This window comes from Pseudomonas sp. SWRI111 (assembly GCF_014268555.1).
GTDB classification, from domain to species: Bacteria; Pseudomonadota; Gammaproteobacteria; order Pseudomonadales; family Pseudomonadaceae; genus Aquipseudomonas; species Aquipseudomonas hamedanensis.
The window spans coordinates 78,769-94,242 of record NZ_JABWQQ010000013.1 but is presented as its reverse complement, the minus strand read 5'-3'; the positions used below and the strand labels follow the sequence as shown (position 1 = coordinate 94,242).

17 protein-coding genes are annotated in these 15,474 nt (G+C 60.5%); 9 read left to right on the top strand and 8 right to left on the bottom strand.

Annotated elements, in window-relative coordinates:
- The first annotated feature begins 210 nt into the window (after positions 1–210).
- Both HU755_RS16455 and HU755_RS16450 read left to right on the top strand, forming a co-directional pair.
- Positions 211–2,265: a S9 family peptidase gene (locus HU755_RS16455; protein ID WP_186634489.1), complete on the top strand. Its 2,055-nt coding sequence runs from the start codon at positions 211–213 to the stop codon at positions 2,263–2,265.
- A gap of 194 nt (positions 2,266–2,459) precedes the next feature.
- A complete protein-coding gene (locus tag HU755_RS16450) occupies positions 2,460–2,933 on the top strand; it encodes a Crp/Fnr family transcriptional regulator (protein ID WP_186620428.1) in 474 nt (157 codons plus the stop codon).
- Here HU755_RS16450 and HU755_RS16445 read toward each other — a convergent pair.
- Positions 2,930–3,214 carry a hypothetical protein gene (locus HU755_RS16445; RefSeq protein WP_186548824.1) on the bottom strand — a complete coding sequence of 95 codons (285 nt, stop codon included), beginning with the start codon at positions 3,212–3,214 and terminating at the stop codon, positions 2,930–2,932. The two genes, HU755_RS16450 and HU755_RS16445, sit on opposite strands and share 4 nt — an antisense overlap.
- Before the next feature lie 80 nt (positions 3,215–3,294).
- Here HU755_RS16445 and HU755_RS16440 point away from each other — a divergent pair, with 80 nt between their 5' ends.
- The 4 genes from HU755_RS16440 (at position 3,295) to HU755_RS16425 (ending at position 5,512) form a co-directional block, all read left to right on the top strand.
- Positions 3,295–3,981 carry a spermidine synthase gene (locus tag HU755_RS16440; protein ID WP_186634486.1) on the top strand — a complete coding sequence of 229 codons (687 nt, stop codon included), beginning with the start codon at positions 3,295–3,297 and terminating at the stop codon, positions 3,979–3,981.
- A gap of 50 nt (positions 3,982–4,031) precedes the next feature.
- On the top strand, positions 4,032–4,403 hold the full coding sequence (locus tag HU755_RS16435; RefSeq protein ID WP_007944009.1) for a YajD family HNH nuclease: 372 nt from the start codon (positions 4,032–4,034) through the stop codon (positions 4,401–4,403).
- 179 nt (positions 4,404–4,582) lie between these two features.
- Positions 4,583–5,053, top strand: a complete 471-nt coding sequence (locus tag HU755_RS16430; protein ID WP_007911337.1) for an RNA methyltransferase — start codon at positions 4,583–4,585, stop codon at positions 5,051–5,053.
- Between the two features lie 81 nt (positions 5,054–5,134).
- On the top strand, positions 5,135–5,512 hold the full coding sequence (locus tag HU755_RS16425; RefSeq protein WP_186634483.1) for a DUF2892 domain-containing protein: 378 nt from the start codon (positions 5,135–5,137) through the stop codon (positions 5,510–5,512).
- A 118-nt stretch (positions 5,513–5,630) separates the two neighbouring features.
- Here HU755_RS16425 and HU755_RS16420 read toward each other — a convergent pair whose 3' ends face one another.
- On the bottom strand, positions 5,631–6,080 hold the full coding sequence (locus HU755_RS16420; RefSeq protein ID WP_064594159.1) for a YcgN family cysteine cluster protein: 450 nt from the start codon (positions 6,078–6,080) through the stop codon (positions 5,631–5,633).
- Between the two features lie 164 nt (positions 6,081–6,244).
- On the opposite strand from HU755_RS16420, the gene HU755_RS16415 reads away from it, so the two are divergent.
- Positions 6,245–6,838, top strand: coding sequence for a nitroreductase family protein (locus HU755_RS16415; RefSeq protein ID WP_186634480.1), 594 nt, complete (start codon positions 6,245–6,247; stop codon positions 6,836–6,838).
- Positions 6,839–6,961: 123 nt separating this feature from the next.
- Here the strand turns inward: HU755_RS16415 and HU755_RS16410 are convergent, their stop codons facing one another.
- The 4 genes from HU755_RS16410 to HU755_RS16395 all read right to left on the bottom strand — a co-directional run bounded on the left by HU755_RS16410 (position 6,962) and on the right by HU755_RS16395 (position 11,236).
- Positions 6,962–7,894: a D-2-hydroxyacid dehydrogenase gene (locus HU755_RS16410; protein ID WP_186634477.1), complete on the bottom strand. Its 933-nt coding sequence runs from the start codon at positions 7,892–7,894 to the stop codon at positions 6,962–6,964.
- Positions 7,895–7,999: 105 nt separating this feature from the next.
- Entirely contained in the window at positions 8,000–8,293 is a 294-nt protein-coding gene (locus tag HU755_RS16405) for a YcgL domain-containing protein (RefSeq protein WP_186548834.1), read from the bottom strand.
- The gene (rnd, locus tag HU755_RS16400) at positions 8,290–9,423 is read right to left on the bottom strand and encodes a ribonuclease D (RefSeq protein WP_186548836.1); all 1,134 of its coding nucleotides are present in this window, start codon (positions 9,421–9,423) and stop codon (positions 8,290–8,292) included. The genes HU755_RS16405 and rnd overlap by 4 nt, the downstream gene beginning before the upstream one ends.
- Before the next feature lie 163 nt (positions 9,424–9,586).
- Complete coding sequence (locus HU755_RS16395; protein WP_186634475.1) at positions 9,587–11,236, bottom strand: phosphoethanolamine transferase; 1,650 nt, start codon at positions 11,234–11,236, stop codon at positions 9,587–9,589.
- Between the two features lie 401 nt (positions 11,237–11,637).
- Between HU755_RS16395 and HU755_RS16390 the strand changes: the two genes are divergently transcribed.
- Positions 11,638–12,822, top strand: a complete 1,185-nt coding sequence (locus HU755_RS16390) for a cyanate transporter (protein ID WP_186634472.1) — start codon at positions 11,638–11,640, stop codon at positions 12,820–12,822.
- Positions 12,823–13,007: 185 nt separating this feature from the next.
- Positions 13,008–13,943 (top strand): LysR family transcriptional regulator, encoded by a 936-nt coding sequence (locus HU755_RS16385; protein ID WP_186634470.1) that lies wholly within the window; start codon positions 13,008–13,010, stop codon positions 13,941–13,943.
- A gap of 3 nt (positions 13,944–13,946) precedes the next feature.
- Here the strand turns inward: HU755_RS16385 and HU755_RS16380 are convergent, their stop codons facing one another.
- Positions 13,947–14,312 (bottom strand): 5-carboxymethyl-2-hydroxymuconate Delta-isomerase, encoded by a 366-nt coding sequence (locus HU755_RS16380; protein WP_186548844.1) that lies wholly within the window; start codon positions 14,310–14,312, stop codon positions 13,947–13,949.
- A 238-nt stretch (positions 14,313–14,550) separates the two neighbouring features.
- Positions 14,551–15,471 carry a LysR substrate-binding domain-containing protein gene (locus HU755_RS16375; protein WP_186548845.1) on the bottom strand — a complete coding sequence of 307 codons (921 nt, stop codon included), beginning with the start codon at positions 15,469–15,471 and terminating at the stop codon, positions 14,551–14,553.
- Positions 15,472–15,474: the final 3 nt, after the last annotated feature.

Here is a 15,474-nt window from a genome sequence, read left to right as displayed (position 1 = left end):
AGTAACGACTTTTCGCCCATGCGGCTTGTCCCAATACCAGAGAGCCCGCTGCGATCCCTGTGGGAGCGAGCCTGCTCGCGAAAGCGGACTGTCATTTGAAACATCGTAGCCTGACACACCGCTTTCGCGAGCAGGCTCGCTCCCACAAGGGCTGCGGCGCTTTCATGACCCGCGAAAAACCTGATTCCGATTATTCCCCGAGAGCCTTCCATGCCCCAATCCGCCAATGTCATCACTGCCCCGATTGCCCACCGGGCCGCCGGCGTCGACCCGTATGCCTGGCTGCAGGAACGCGACACCGACGCGGTGCTTGATTACCTCAAGGCCGAAAACGCTTATCAAGAGGCGCAGACCGCCGATCAGGCCGAGTTGCGCGAGCGCCTGTTCGAAGAGATCAAGGGGCGGATTCTTGAAACCGACCTGTCCCTGCCCTCGCCGTGGGGGCCGTATCTCTATTACACACGCACCACGGCCGGTGACGAATACGCTCGGCATTACCGCTGCCCGCGTCCGGCGGACGACAGCCTGACGCTGGACGAAAGCCGCGAGCAACTGCTGCTCGACCCGAATGAGCTGGCCAACGGTGGCTTCTTTTCGCTGGGCGCGTTCAGCATCAGCCCCGATCACCAGCGTCTGGCCTACAGCATCGATGCCTCGGGCGATGAGGTCTACACGCTGTTCGTCAAGGAACTGGCCAGCGACAAGGTCAGCGAGCTGGAATTCACAGACTGCGACGGCAGCATGACTTGGGCCAACGACAGCCTGACCCTGTTTTTCGGCGTGCTTGACGACACCCACCGCCCGCACAAGTTGTTCCGCTACCGCCTCGATGGCACCGCCGCCGAAGAAGTCTTCCACGAAGCGGACGGGCGCTTTTTCCTGCACTGCTATCGCGCCAGCTCCGAGCAGCAATTGCTGCTGTCGCTGGGCAGCAAGACCACCAGCGAAGTCTGGGTACTGGATGCCAATCAGCCGCACCTGCCGTTCACGTGCCTGGCGCCACGGGTTGAGGATCACGAATACGATGTCGACCACGGCCTGCTCGACGGCGAGTGGACCTGGTTTATCCGCACCAACCGCGACGGTATCAACTTCGCCCTGTATCAGGCGCCGGATACCGGTGTGCCGCCGAGCGAGGCCGACTGGCAGAACCTGATCGCGCACAGCGACGAGGTAATGCTCGATGGCGTCAGCCTCAACACCCGGGCCATGACGCTGAGCCTGCGCGAAGGTGGCCTGCCGATCATCGAGGTTCACCCGCAGGGGCTGGCGCCATATCGCGTGCAATTGCCCGACGCGGCCTACAGCCTTTATGTGCAGAACAGCCTGGAGTTCGAGAGCGATCGCATTCGCCTGCGCTACGAAGCGTTGAATCGTCCGGCCCAGGTGCGTCAGTTGATCCTCGCCACTGGCGAGCAAGCCGTGCTCAAGGAAACCCCGGTCCTCGGCCCGTTCGACGCCGATGCCTACGTCAGCCAGCGCCTGTGGGCGAGCGCCCCGGACGGCACGCAGGTGCCGATCAGCCTGGTCATGAAACGCGAGATGGTCGGCCAAGCGGTGCCGCTGTACCTGTACGGTTACGGCGCGTACGGTTCGAGCCTCGATCCATGGTTCTCCCACGCGCGCCTGAGCTTGCTGGATCGCGGCATGGCGTTCGCCATTGCCCACGTGCGGGGCGGCGGCGAACTGGGTGAAGCCTGGTATCGCGCCGGCAAGCAGGAACACAAACACAACACCTTCAGCGACTTCATCGCCTGCGCCGAGTTTCTGATTCTCAATGGCATCACCACAGCGGAACAACTGGCGATCAGCGGCGGCAGCGCCGGGGGTTTGCTGATTGGCGCGGTACTCAATCAGCGTCCGGACCTGTTCGGCGTGGCGATTGCCGAAGTGCCGTTCGTCGATGTGCTCAACACCATGCTCGACCCCGAACTGCCACTGACCGTGACTGAATACGACGAGTGGGGCAACCCGGAAGAACCGGAGGTCTATGATCGGATCAAGGCTTATGCGCCGTACGAAAACGTAACCGCGCAGGATTATCCGCCGATGCTGGTGATCGCCGGCTACAACGACAGCCGCGTGCAGTACTGGGAAGCGGCCAAATGGGTGGCAAAACTGCGCGCTACCAAGACCGACGACAACCTGCTGTTGCTCAAGACTGAGCTGGGCGCAGGCCATGGCGGGATGAGCGGGCGCTATCAGGGATTACGTGACGTAGCGCTCGAATATGCGTTTGTGTTCAAGGTTTTGGGGATTGCCTGAGGAACTCTTTCGGTGGCTTGGGTCTTAACACCAGACCCGAGCCACCGAAGATCCAATGTAGGAGTGAGCCTGCTCGCGATAGCGGTGTGTCAGCCAAAGTGATTTTGAATGACACACCGCTATCGCGAGCAGGCTCACTCCTACAAGGGACTGTGTAACGCCTAAAAATGTGAAATCCAAAAGACCGCATCGACATGTCAGAACCGACCCTACTGAACAACGAAATCCGCGACTGGCTGATGGACTGTGGCCTGTTCGATCAATTGCAGCTGGCCGACTTCGCGGCGGCGTCCGGCTATTTCAGCATCAGCACGGTGGCTGAAGGCGAGGCGATTTTCCGTGAGGGCGATGCCGGCAGCTTCATGTGCATCCTCCACACCGGCCAGGTCGCCGTGCAGAAAACCGGCGCCGACGGTCAGGTCATCACCATGGCCACGCTGCGCAGTGGCCGCGCCTTCGGTGAAATGGCCGTGCTCGATGGCGAACGCCGTTCGGCCACCTGCATCGCCGCGAGCAACTGTCAGTTACTGAACCTGGGCAAGGACTCGCTGGAAAAAATGCTCAACGACGCGCCGAAGATTGCCGCCAAGATCATCCGCGCCCTTGCCGTCTCGCTGTCCAGGCGCCTGCGCATGGCCGACGGTCAATTGGCCGCGCAGCAGGTTTAGCCGCCGGGGGATTTAGCCTTGCCGCCGTTCGGCTCGAGGCCCGGCACCGGCTGATCCTTGCTCGGCGGGCTGGGCATTTCGATCGGCACCAGCGGCGGACTGCCACTGCCGGCGCCCGACTTGGGCAGGGTAATCGGGGTGATCTGTGGATACGGGGTGGGCGTCGCGGTGCCGGGCGAGCCGGGCTGCGGCGTCGGGCTGACCGGAATGCTTTGCTGGGCCTGCACTGCAGTAATCGCGAGCGCGGCCAGGGTAATGACCGTTAGAATGGTGCGCTTCATCAAGGGCTCCGTTTGGCCTTAGTCTGTGTTCAGGCTACTCCCAACGCGCCTGCTTGCCTTCCCCCCTTGTAGAGATTTCCATGAAACGTTTCGTTCTGCTCGACACCACGCCGATCCCTGAAAGCGGCGGTGCCCTGTGCCTGTTCGAATATGGCGAGGATTTCGTCATCAAGATCCAGGGCGGCGACGGCGGGCAACTGATGAATACGCGCATGCACGGTTCGGAAGACGCACTGGCCGAGATTCCGTGCCGCAAGGTCGCCGGGCGGCCGAATTCGCGCGTGCTGATCGGCGGGCTGGGCATGGGCTTCACCCTCGCCTCGGCGCTCAAGCACTTGGGCAAGACCGCCGAAGTGGTGGTCGCTGAACTGGTGCCCGGTGTGGTCGAGTGGAATCGCGGTCCGCTCGGCGAGAAGTCCGGTCGTCCGCTGCTCGATCCGCGCACGGTGATCCGTCAGGACGATGTCGCCAACGTGCTGCAAAGCGAGCCGAGCGGCTTTGACGCGATCATGCTCGATGTCGACAACGGCCCCGAAGGCCTGACCCAGAAAGCCAACAGTTGGTTGTATTCCGCCGCCGGGCTCAATGCCTGTGCCAAGGCACTGCGCCCCAAAGGCGTGCTCGCCGTGTGGTCGGCCAGCGCCGACCGGCAATTTTCCGACAAATTGAAGAAGGCCGGTTTCAAGGCCGAAGAAGTCCAGGTCTTCGCCCACGGTAACAAGGGCACACGGCACACGATCTGGATTGCCGAGAAGCTCAAGGGCTGAGCTAAACTCTGCGCATAACCGTCATCCGTCTTTTTTACAAAGGTGAACCCATGAGTTCGTCCACCCCCACCAACACGTCGAAACTGGATCGCATCCTTGCCGACAATCAGCGCGACAAGGAAATGGGCTACCGCGACAAGGCCCTGAAAATGTACCCGCACGTGTGCGGCCGCTGCGCCCGTGAGTTTTCCGGCAAGCGCCTGAGCGAACTGACCGTGCACCACCGCGACCACAACCACGACAACAACCCGCAGGACGGTTCGAACTGGGAACTGTTGTGCCTGTACTGCCACGACAATGAACATTCGCGTTATACCGACCAGCAGTATTTCGGCGAGGGCTCGCTGAGCACGCCGAAGATTGCCAAGGCGACGCATAATCCGTTTGCGGCCCTTGCCGGGTTGATGAAAAAAGAAGACTGATCTTCATCGGCTGAACTGACCCCTTCGCGAGCAGGCTCGCTCCCACAGTTGAAATGCGTTCCCCTGTGGGAGCGAGCCTGCTCGCGAAGACGGCCTGCCAGACACCACCAATCTCGAATCTGCCCGCCCTCCCCCAATCCCCGTATAATCGCCCTCTTTTTCCCGAAGGCACCCCGCTCGTGGCAGACAAACGGTACAGCTGCATTGGTTTGTATAACCCCAAATCACCGGAGAACGTCGGTTCGGTGATGCGCGCCGCAGGCTGCTACGGCGTGGCGTCGGTGTTCTACACCGGCAAGCGTTATGAACGCGCCGCCGACTTCGTCACCGACACCAAACGCGTGCACTACGACATCCCGTTGATCGGCATTGACGACCTGAAGAAGATTCTTCCGCTCAACTGCGTGCCCGTGGCCGTGGAACTGGTCGAAGGCGCCCGTCCGCTGCCGGAATACACCCACCCCGACCGCGCCTTGTATATCTTCGGCCCTGAAGACGGCTCGCTGGATAAAGAGATTCGCGACTGGTGCGAAGACGTCGTGTACATCCCGACCACCGGCTGCATGAACCTCGCCGCCACGGTCAACGTCGTGCTCTACGACCGCATGGCCAAGGGCTTGAACACCCGCTCCGGGCCAAAATTCCGCTGAAACGCCGCACATCCGATGGAACGAGCTGAGCGCCCCGGCAGTCAGCTTATCTATCAATCGCACACTGCCTGGAGATAGATCATGAGCGAGCTCAAACGCGTTGAACGCATCGACACCACCCCGTTTCAGACGCCATCGCAGCAGAACGTCCACGGTTGGGAACGCATTGGTTCGTTGACTGGCGGCGTGATCATGCTCGGCAAGGGCCTGCGCCGCGGCGGCGTGTTCGGCCTGATTCAGGTGGCGCTCGGCGGCATGGCGGTGGCCCGTGGCATTACCGGCCATTGTTCGGCGAAAAGTCTGCTGGAGAAAAGCCGTCAGGACATGAATAACGTGCGAGCGAAAATCGAGCGGGCCGGGGAAGAACTGAACAAGCTGAAAACCAATGCCGAGGTGGCCACCGAAACGGCCACTGTTACGGGCAATGATTCGCTGACCTCGCCGAAGGCTGGGGTTTGATCCTCATATCCCGGTGAGGCGAATCGCCCTATCGCGAGCAGGCGAAGGCCTACAATTGGAATGCGTTCACCTGTAGGAGTGAGCCTGCTCGCGATAGCGGTTTCCAATCCTGTAACTATTAACCCGCACGAAAAATCAGATGATCTTCCCAGTCATCCTCCGGCACGCTGCCTTCGGCGAGCATCCGTCCGGACTGGGAAATCCGCTCATGGTGCACCGCGTCGCGGTCGCCACACACCAAGTGATGCCATAACGGCAGATCCTTGCCCTCGCTGACCAGACGATAACCGCAGGTCGGCGGCAGCCATTTGAATTCTTCAGCCTGCCCCGGGGTGAGCTGGATGCAATCCGGGACGAACTGCATGCGGTTCGGATAATCGCTGCACTGACAGGTTTTCAGGTCCAGCAGTTTGCAGGCGATGCGCGTGTAATAGACGCTGTTGTCTTCCTCATCCTCAAGTTTTTGCAGGCAGCACAGACCACAGCCGTCGCACAGCGATTCCCATTCCTCGTGGTCGAGTTGATCGAGGGTTTTACGTATCCAGAACGGTTCGACTTTGGCGGCCATGGCTCAAGCATCAACATCAGGTGGTGAAAAGGCCGCCAGTCTAGTGCCAGCGAACGCGGGGGCCAAGCGTTGGCGACTGTCGGTAAATCCGCTTGTCAGCCCCGGCGCCGCCCAGTAGGGTTTTTCGACGAACTTCTTATCCAACCGTTGCAAGGAATCCGTGCATGAGTGCCAACCCTCGCGTTGCCGATTACGCCATTCACCCGCAGTTCACTGACCGCTGGTCGCCGCGTGCCTTCACCGGCGAAGCGATCGAGCAAGAGACCCTGCTGAGCTTCTTCGAGGCCGCGCGCTGGGCGCCGTCGGCGTACAACTCGCAGCCGTGGCGCTTTCTCTACGCACGTCGCGATACGCCGAACTGGGAACGCTATCTGGGCCTGCTCAATGAGTTCAACCGCAGCTGGGCGCAGCACGCGTCGGCGCTGGTGATCGTCATTTCCAAAACCACCTTCACCGCACCGGGCGCGACCGAAGAAACCCCGGCACTGTGGAGCACGTTCGATACCGGTTCGGCGTGGGGCCATCTGGCGCTGCAAGCGAGCCTCAGCGGCTGGCACACCCACGGCATGGCCGGTTTCGATCAGGAGTTGACCCGCAAGGAACTCAATATTCCTAAGGAATACGCCCTGCACGCCGCGGTGGCAGTGGGCAAACTGGGTGACAAGGCAACGCTGGCGGAGTACCTGCAAGCCCGTGAAACGCCGAGTCCGCGTCGTCCGTTGAGCGAACTGGTGGCTGAAGGCGACTTCACCCTCTGAGCCACAATGCAAAGCAAATGTGGGAGCGGGCTTGCTCGCGAAAGCGGTGCTTCAGGCAACATTGATGTCGACTGAACCTGCGCCTTCGCGAGCAAGCCCGCTCCCACAGTGGATGGATGCGAATCAATATCCGCGAGTGAAATCCACTTCCCCGCGCAACGCCTCGCCCGCTTCATACGCCTTCAGGTTCTGCACAAACAAATCCACCATCAACGCCGGTGACGTCGGCGCCGAGCTGTGCCCGGTCAGTAGCAAGCCCCAGGCGGTCCAGAACGGATGGCGTTGTGGCAACGGCTCCTGACGGCAGACGTCGATCACCGCGCCCGCCAGGTGCCCTTCTTTCAACGCCTCGACCAGATCGGCATCGACCACGGCGACGCCGCGCCCGGCATTGATGAACAACCCGGTCGGCTTGAATTGTTTGAACAGCGCCGCGTCGTAGATATCGTGGGTGTGTTCGGTGTTGGGCAGCAGATTGACCACATAATCCACCTCGCCCACCAGTCGCGGCAGATCAGCCATCGAACCGACTTCGACAAACGGTGCCTGTTGCCGGGCACTGCTGGCGATGCCGTACAACTCGATGCCGAACGGCAACAGAAATTGCGCCACACTCTGGCCGATGTCGCCCGTGCCGACGATCAGCACTTTGCGCCCGGCCAGGCTCTGGCCGCTGCGGTTGTCCCACTTGCGCTCGACCTGGCTGACCAGTCGCGCGAGTACTTCGCGCTCGTGACCGAGAATGTAAGTGAGGACGTACTCGGCCATGACCTGGCCGAAAATCCCTACCGCGCGGGTCAAGCGGTAATCGCGGCGCAAACCGTCGGCGAGCAGCGGCGTGATGCCGGCCCAGGTCGATTGCAGCCATTGCGGTTGATGGCCCTGACGCAACAGGGTCGCCAGCAGATCCGGCTGGCCCAGCCACACCGGGCAATCGGCGGCCTGACGGGCCAGTTCGGCGGAATCGCCGCTGGTCAGGACTTCAACTTCAGGCAGTGCCTGACGCAGCAGCCGGGCGTATATCGCGTGGTCGTGTTCGGCAATCAGAACGCGCATCTTCAAACCTTTCGCAAACCGAGCAGACGGCCGCCAGACTCAGGGCGGCCATCGCGGTAAAAACAGTTCCAGGGTTAACCGAGGCCCAGAACAGGGCCTCGCGGATCAGACCGGGTCGTTGCGTCGCAGCAACTCTTCGGGCAAGTGCTCGATGTACTCGTCCTCGGCCGGTGGCATTTGCAGGTGGTAGCCCTGCTTGTCGAGGTTTTCCAGGACCACGACGATGTCCTCGCTGGCGAGTTTGCGCTCGGGCGACAGCACCAGGTCAAAAGCGTGTCTGGCTTTGCCGAAGGCCAGCATCAGGGCTTCGGGCACGCGCTCAAGCGCATCGCTTTTAAGCACATAAAGGTACATGCCGCTGCGCTTGGAGCTTTGGTAGATGGAGCAAATACGTTTCAAGGCTGTTCTCCGGCGGTGGCCAGGCTGTCGAGCAGCTTCTGACCCAGCAATTCGCGGCGCCAGCCACGCAGCGAATCGGGCAATTGGTAAGGGCCCTCGGGATAGCCGCTTTTGACCAGGGCTTCGAGGGTTTTCTTGCGCAGCATCAGTTCCGGGGCGATGCCCAGGCGCTCGGCCTCGGCCTGACCCAATGCGCGCAGTTGTTTGATCAGTGCCGCCGCTTCGATCGGCAGAGGCTCCGGCACGGCGGGCGGCCATTGATCAGGCCCCACACTGCCAGAGCGCTTGATCAGATCAAGCAGAAACTGACCGTCCTGACGCACGGTACGCGGATGCATGTCTTCGATCTTGCCCAGCGCCGCGAGATTATCCGGCTGCGTGCGGGCCAGGGGCCACAACGAGTGTTCGCGGACGATACGGTTACGCGGCAAATCGCGAGCGCGGGCTTCGCGTTCACGCCAGGCGCACAGCTCACGCAGCACGGCCAGTTGCGCACGGGACAGTTTCCACGCCAGCTTGGCTTCGCGATAGACCTCGTACGGATCGGTTTCGCGACGCAGGTTGGCGACCAGTTCGGCGCCGTCTTCCAGTACCCAGGCGAACTTGTCGTCGGACAGTCGGGGACGCAGCTCGACGAACACTTCGGCCAGGTGCACGGCGTCTTCGGCGGCGTAGCTGATCTGCGTGTCGGACAGCGGACGCTGCAGCCAGTCGGAGCGGGTCTCGCCCTTGGGCAGGTCGATGCCGAGCACTTCCTGCACCAGCCGCGAATAGCCCATCGAGAAACCGAGGTTCAGGTAAGCCGCGGCCAATTGCGTGTCGAACAACGGCGCCGGCAGGCTGCCGGTCAGGCGCAACAGCACTTCGAGGTCTTCGCTGCAGGCGTGCAGCACTTTGAGCACTGCCGGGTTTTCCAGCAACGCGGCCAGCGGCTGCCAGGCATTGATGGTCAACGGATCGATCAGGTAGGCGCGTTTGCCGTCGCCGATCTGCAACAGGCCGGCAATCGGGTAGAAGGTGTCGACCCGCATGAATTCGGTGTCGAGGGCAACGAACGGCAGTTGCTGCCACTCGGCGCAAAACTGCGCGAGGCTTTCGTTGTCGCGAATCCAGTGAATATCGATAGCCACACGGCTCTCCCTTGAAGAATGGCGCGCAGTATATATCGCCACTGGCGATTTACGCGCCTGTGAAGGGCAAGAGCTGTAAGGAAATGTCTTGCCTGTCAGCAAGAATAGTCTGACAGCAAGAATGGAAAAGCCCGCTGCATCGACGTCACGGGCCGAAAACCTCTCACTCCGTGGCCAGTACGCCGTCGATCACCGCGCCGCGGCAACCGGCGAACAGGTCCAGATCCGGCTCGTACACCTTACTGCGCACCTCCAGCAGGCCAAGCATGGAATGGAACAGGTTGTCCTGGCTCAGCGGTTTGTCGCGGCTCATCTGCAAACAGTGAGTGTCGACCGAATAAGCCTTTTGATAGCTGTCGGAGAACCACGCCAGCATCGCCACATGCTTTTGTTGCTCCGGCGCCAACATGTAAGGCGTACCGTGCAGGAACAGGTTGTATTCGCCCAGGGATTCGCCGTGATCCGACAGATACAACATGGCGGTATCGACCTTGTCCTGATTGCTGCGCAACACATCGATCAGGCTCGACAGCACATGATCGGTATACACCAGCGTGTTGTCGTAACCGTTGACGATACTGTCACGGCTGCAATTGTTCAGCGCGTTGCTTTCACACACCGGCGTGAAGTGTTCGTACTCTTTCGGGTAACGCTTGAAGTATTCCGGGCCATGGCTGCCCATCTGATGCAGGACCAGCACGGTGTCCTTGTCCAGGTGATCGATAAAACTCTGTAGCCCTTGCAGCAGGATTTCATCGCGGCATTCACTGTTGGCGCACAGCGCCGGATCTTTCAGGTTGCTGACATCCTGGACCGTCACTCGATCGCAGGTGCCTTTGCAGCCGGACTGGTTATCGCGCCAGATCACGTCGATCCCGGCCCGCTGGAGAACATCAAGCAGGCCTTCTTCGTTCTTCGCCTTGCTCGCGTCGTAGTTCTTGCGCCCCATGTTGGAAAACATGCAGGGCACCGAAACGGCGGTTTCCGTGCCACACGAATGCACGTCGGTAAAAGCAATGAGCCCGGCTTCCTTTTCCAGTTGCGGCGTGGTGTCGCGGTGATAACCAAGAATGCCGAAGTTTTCCGCGCGGGCACTTTCACCCACCACCAGTACGGTCAGGGAGCGACGCGGTTGCAGCTTCACCTCGGGATTACGCTGGGCATCTTCACCGATTTTGACGAAGGGTTGCTGTGCCGAGACGACCTGCTCACGCAGGTAGCCAACGGACGCGCCAATGTAGTTGCTCGGCACCAACATCAAACGTATTTCGTGGTGATTGCGAAACAGTGAGGACAGGCCCTGATAGTTGGCGAGCGCGACACCCCCAATCACCGCTGCCGAGGCGACACTGACAATCACCTTACTTAATAGCTCACGGTGCCAGCGGCGATAGTCGACCGGTACTTTCCATAATAACCAGGACGGTAAAACTCCGAGCAAGACAATATAAGCAAGCAACTTTAACGAGAGCAGATCGCGCACTTCCGTCACATTGGTTTCGGCAAAGTTGCGAAACATGCCGGCATCGATCATGACGCCATATTGACTCATGAAATACGCGACACCCGCGCTGACCAGAAAGATCGCGGTCAGCAGTGGTTTGAGCAGCGGTCGAACAGCCAGCACCGTCAGGACAAGGTTGAACGCGGCAAAGATCATCACCGCAAACGCCACGCGCAGGGCAATCCCTTTACCATCGGTGCCGGTGATGTCGGTCAGGTGCTGCCAGAGCACGAAATTGAAACCGAGCAACAGAAAGGCACTGGCGATCAACGTCACCCATTCCGGGCGCACGGCTTTTAACTTCAACATGATGAGTGACAGTTCCTGAAAGAAGAGTCTCGTTAATTGTGAAAATTTCATTCACCGAGGCACGACAAACTTTAGGCAGGCGCGGATCAATTTTTCGTGAAAAAGATGCCAATGATTAGTTGGAGCGAGGTAATAACAATGGAACGTTGCAAATATTTGAGAATGGTTCAGGTTTTATTCAGTTCAGGACCGTTCACAGTTCCTTGTAGGAGTGAGCCTGCTCGCGATAGCGGTGGTTCAGATAAGGTAGTGGTGACTGACCGACTGCTATCGCGAGCAAGCCCGCTCCTACAAGGAGACGGTGTGATATCGGATTCTTAGATACGGCTCGGGATTTTCTGATTTGCATGCGCCAGCGCTCGTCGCGCCTAATCGTCGGCCTCCTGTTCAAAGGCCCGAAGATGGAAACCGTACGCACCACCGCCCGCCCCGCTGTCTGGCTGATGCTCGCGATCATGCTGGTCGCGCTCAATCTGCGTCCTTCGATGGCAGCGGTCGGGCCTTTGCTCTCGGCGATTCGCGGCGACATTGCGTTGAGCTTTGGTGTCGCGTCGCTGCTGACCATGCTGCCGGTGATGGCCATGGGGCTGGCGATGTTTGTCGGCCTCGGCATCGCTCGGCGATTGGGCGAGCAGCGAACGCTGTTGCTGTCATTGCTGATCATCGGCTTGGCAACCCTGTCGCGCCTGTTGGTCGACTCGGCCGCCGAGTTGATCGCCAGCGCGGTGCTGGCGGGTCTGGGCATCGCGCTGATTCAGGCGCTGATGCCGGCCTTGATCAAGTCGCGCTTCCCCGACAGCGTTGCGCTGTGCATGGGGTTGTATGTCACCTCGATCATGGGCGGCGCGGCGATTGCCGCCTCGTTCGCACCGCTGGTGCTGGCGCACACCGGGCAATGGCGCAGCGGTCTGGCGATCTGGGCGGCGCTGGCCTTGCTCGCGCTGCTGTTCGTCTGGTCGCAACGCCACAACCTGGCGTCGTCCACGGCGAAGGCGCCCCGCCAGGATGCCCTGTTCAGCAATGCCCGCGCCTGGCTGCTGGCAATCTTTTTCGGTCTCGGAACGGCGTCCTACACCTGTGTGCTGGCCTGGCTCGCGCCGTACTACGTGGAGAACGGCTGGAGCGAACAAAACGCCGGCCTGCTGTTGGGTTTTCTGACAGCCATGGAGGTAATTTCCGGCCTGGTAGTGCCCGTCATCGCCAATCGCAGCCGCGATCGACGCTGGGTGCTGGCAGCGCTGCTCGGCCTGATCATCGTCGGTTTCTGTGGCCTGATCCTCAGTCCGCAGTCCCTCAGCCTGCTGTGGCCGTGCCTGCTGGGCCTGGGCATCGGCGGCTTGTTTCCGATGAGCCTGATCGTCTCGCTCGACCACCTCGACGATCCGCAACGCGCCGGTGGCCTGACCGCGTTTGTGCAAGGCATCGGTTACCTGATTGCCGGCCTGTCGCCGCTACTGGCCGGACTGATCCGCGACCGACTGGGCAGTTTTGAGTGGGCTTGGTGGTCGTTGACCCTGGTGATGGTGGTGATGCTGCTGATGACGCTGCGCTTCGATCCACGGCATTACCGGCGACACTTTCGCTGATCCGGCTGCAGGCCTCTGGCCATGTTTTAGCGCTTTGTTCGATGACGTCGTGTTACTAAAAGTTTCTGTCTCACAACTGTCCGTGAAATGTCCTACAGGGGTTTCTCTTGGCACCATCGTTCCGCTAGGATCGTTCGCACACGTTTGCGCGGTATCGGCGCAAGGAGCACAGCGAGACGGAACGGATGCTGAACAGTAACTTGCTTCGAAAGCTCGACATGCAGGACCTCATGGTGTTTATCGCCGTGTATGAGCAGAGCAGCGTCACCGATGTGTCGGAAACGCTGTTTGTCAGTCAGTCCACCGTCAGTTATTGCCTGAAGAAACTGCGGACCAGTTTCGAAGACGAACTGTTCATCAACACCCGCACCGGCATGCGCCCGACCTACAAGGCCAGCAGCATGTACGGCCATGTGCAGAAAATCCTCGAGAGCATCAACCTGTGCCACGCCGGGGCGCCGACATTTGACCCGACGCAACAGTCAGTCACCTTCAATATCTGCGCCCCGGAATACTTCGAGCAGTTGATCCTGCCGCGGTTGTTGAAGCGTTTTGACTTCGATGACTTGCCGGTGATGGTCAACGTGCACAAGTTTGAAACCGATGTGCCGGCGGATGAGTTGCGCGATGGCAGCCTCGATCTGGTGATCAGTTTCGGCCCCAACTTCCATCGTCACCACGCCGATCTGAAATCGCGCAGGCTGCTGGAAGATGATCTGGTCTGTGTCTTCGACAAACGCGCCACGCCGCTGGAACCACGCCTGAGCCTGCAAGCGTTCACCGAGCGTCGCCATGTGTTCCCGACGCCGTGGCTGTCGACCACCAACATGGTCGACGGCTGGCTGGCGCGGCAGGCGCAGAAACGCCAGATTGTTGCCCGCTCCAACAGTTACAGCGCCGCGTTGAAGATGATCACCGGCACTGACTTTATTCTCACCCTGCCGCGACGGATCCAGCGCTTGCTGACCAACGAGGCGGTGTTCAATCACTGCGAAGCGCCGAACGGCTTGCCGGGCTTTACCCTAGACATGCAGTGGAGCCAGAACGCCGATCAGGACAGCGCCAACGTCTGGCTGCGCGAGCAGGTGATCAAGGTGTGCAGCGAGCTGGAAGCGGCCTGAACCTCAAACGCCGATTGCGGTTTTGCTGTAGGACTCGCGATCGATGTCGACCAGTTCGACACACAGTTGCACTTCAAGTCCGGCCGGCCATTCGCAGAGGTCTTGCAACACGGCGAGCAGGCTTTGCGACAACTGTTTTTTGATCTGCGGCGAACGACCACTGAGCAGCGCCAGCTTCACGTGAATGAACGCGCGCTCGCCCATGGCCGTGCCCACCTTGAAGGTCTCGACCTTGACCGCGCGGCTCTTGATATCGAATTCCGCCCCGAACTGACCGGACCCCACCAACGTGTTATTGAGCCGGATCAACGCAACGTCGGCGTTCAACTGCGGCAGGTTGGCGGTGTATTCCATGTGCAGGTGTGGCATTGCAGATCTCCATTCAATGGGCAGAAAGGCTGTACATATAGCACAACGTGGTCCTGCTGTTTGCGACGGATTATTGCCGCGAGCCTGGCACCGTTCCTGTAGGAGTGCGCGCTGTGGCGAGGGGATTTATCCCCGTTGGGTCGCGCAGCGCCCCCAAAAAAATCGGGTCTGCTGCGCAGCCCAGCGGGGATAAATCCCCTCGCCACAGGGCTCGCCCTACAGGTAGTCGTGTTGAAATTCAGGACGCAATCAGCGGCCGTTCGCTCATAAAGGCTTCGAGGCGCGAACGCAGCCAGCGCTCGGCCGGGTCGCTGTCGACGTGACTGAGCCAGACCATCGACAGATCCAGCATGGGCGTCTTGAACGGAAACGACTCCTTGAACAGCAGCCCCGAAGCCGCCATCGCCGCGGCGGTGTAATCCGGCAGGCTGGCGATCAGATCCGTGCCGGCCAGCAGCGCTGGCAATGCGCTGTATTGCGGCACCGACAACACCACCTGACGGGTGCGGCCCAGCTCTGCCAGCCACTCGTCGGCGTAACCGCTGACGTTGGCCGTGTGGGAAACCAGCACATGCGGACGCGCACAATATTCATCGAGGGTCAGCGGGTGCTCGCTGGCGTCGGCACGCAGGATGCTCGGCTGAATGTGCCGCAGCAATTTACGCTTGGCATTGGCCGGCAGGCCGCGGGTCTGACTGATGCCGACAGTGATGTCACCGGCGGCGAGCAGGTCGGGAATTCGCCAGTAGTCGGCGTGCTGCACGACAAACACCACGTTCGGCGCCTCTTGGCGCAACGCGCGCAACAGCGGCGGCAGCAGGCCGAACTCAACGTCGTCGGAAAGGCCGATGCGAAAGGTCATGGTGCTGACGGCAGGGTCGAAATCACGGGTCAGGCTCAGCGCGACCGAGAGCGAATCCAGCGCGGGCTTGAGGTGGCGGTAGATATCTTCGGCACGGGCCGTCGGCTCCATGCGATGGCCCACGCGGATGAACAGCGGATCATTGAGCATGGTGCGCAAGCGGTTGAGCGCCGAACTGATGGTCGGCTGACCGAGAAACAGTTTCTCGGCCGCCCGGGTCACGTTGCGCTCCAGCATCAAGGTCTCGAAAACCACCATCAGGTTGATGTCGGCCTTGCGTAGTTCATTGCGGTTCATCCA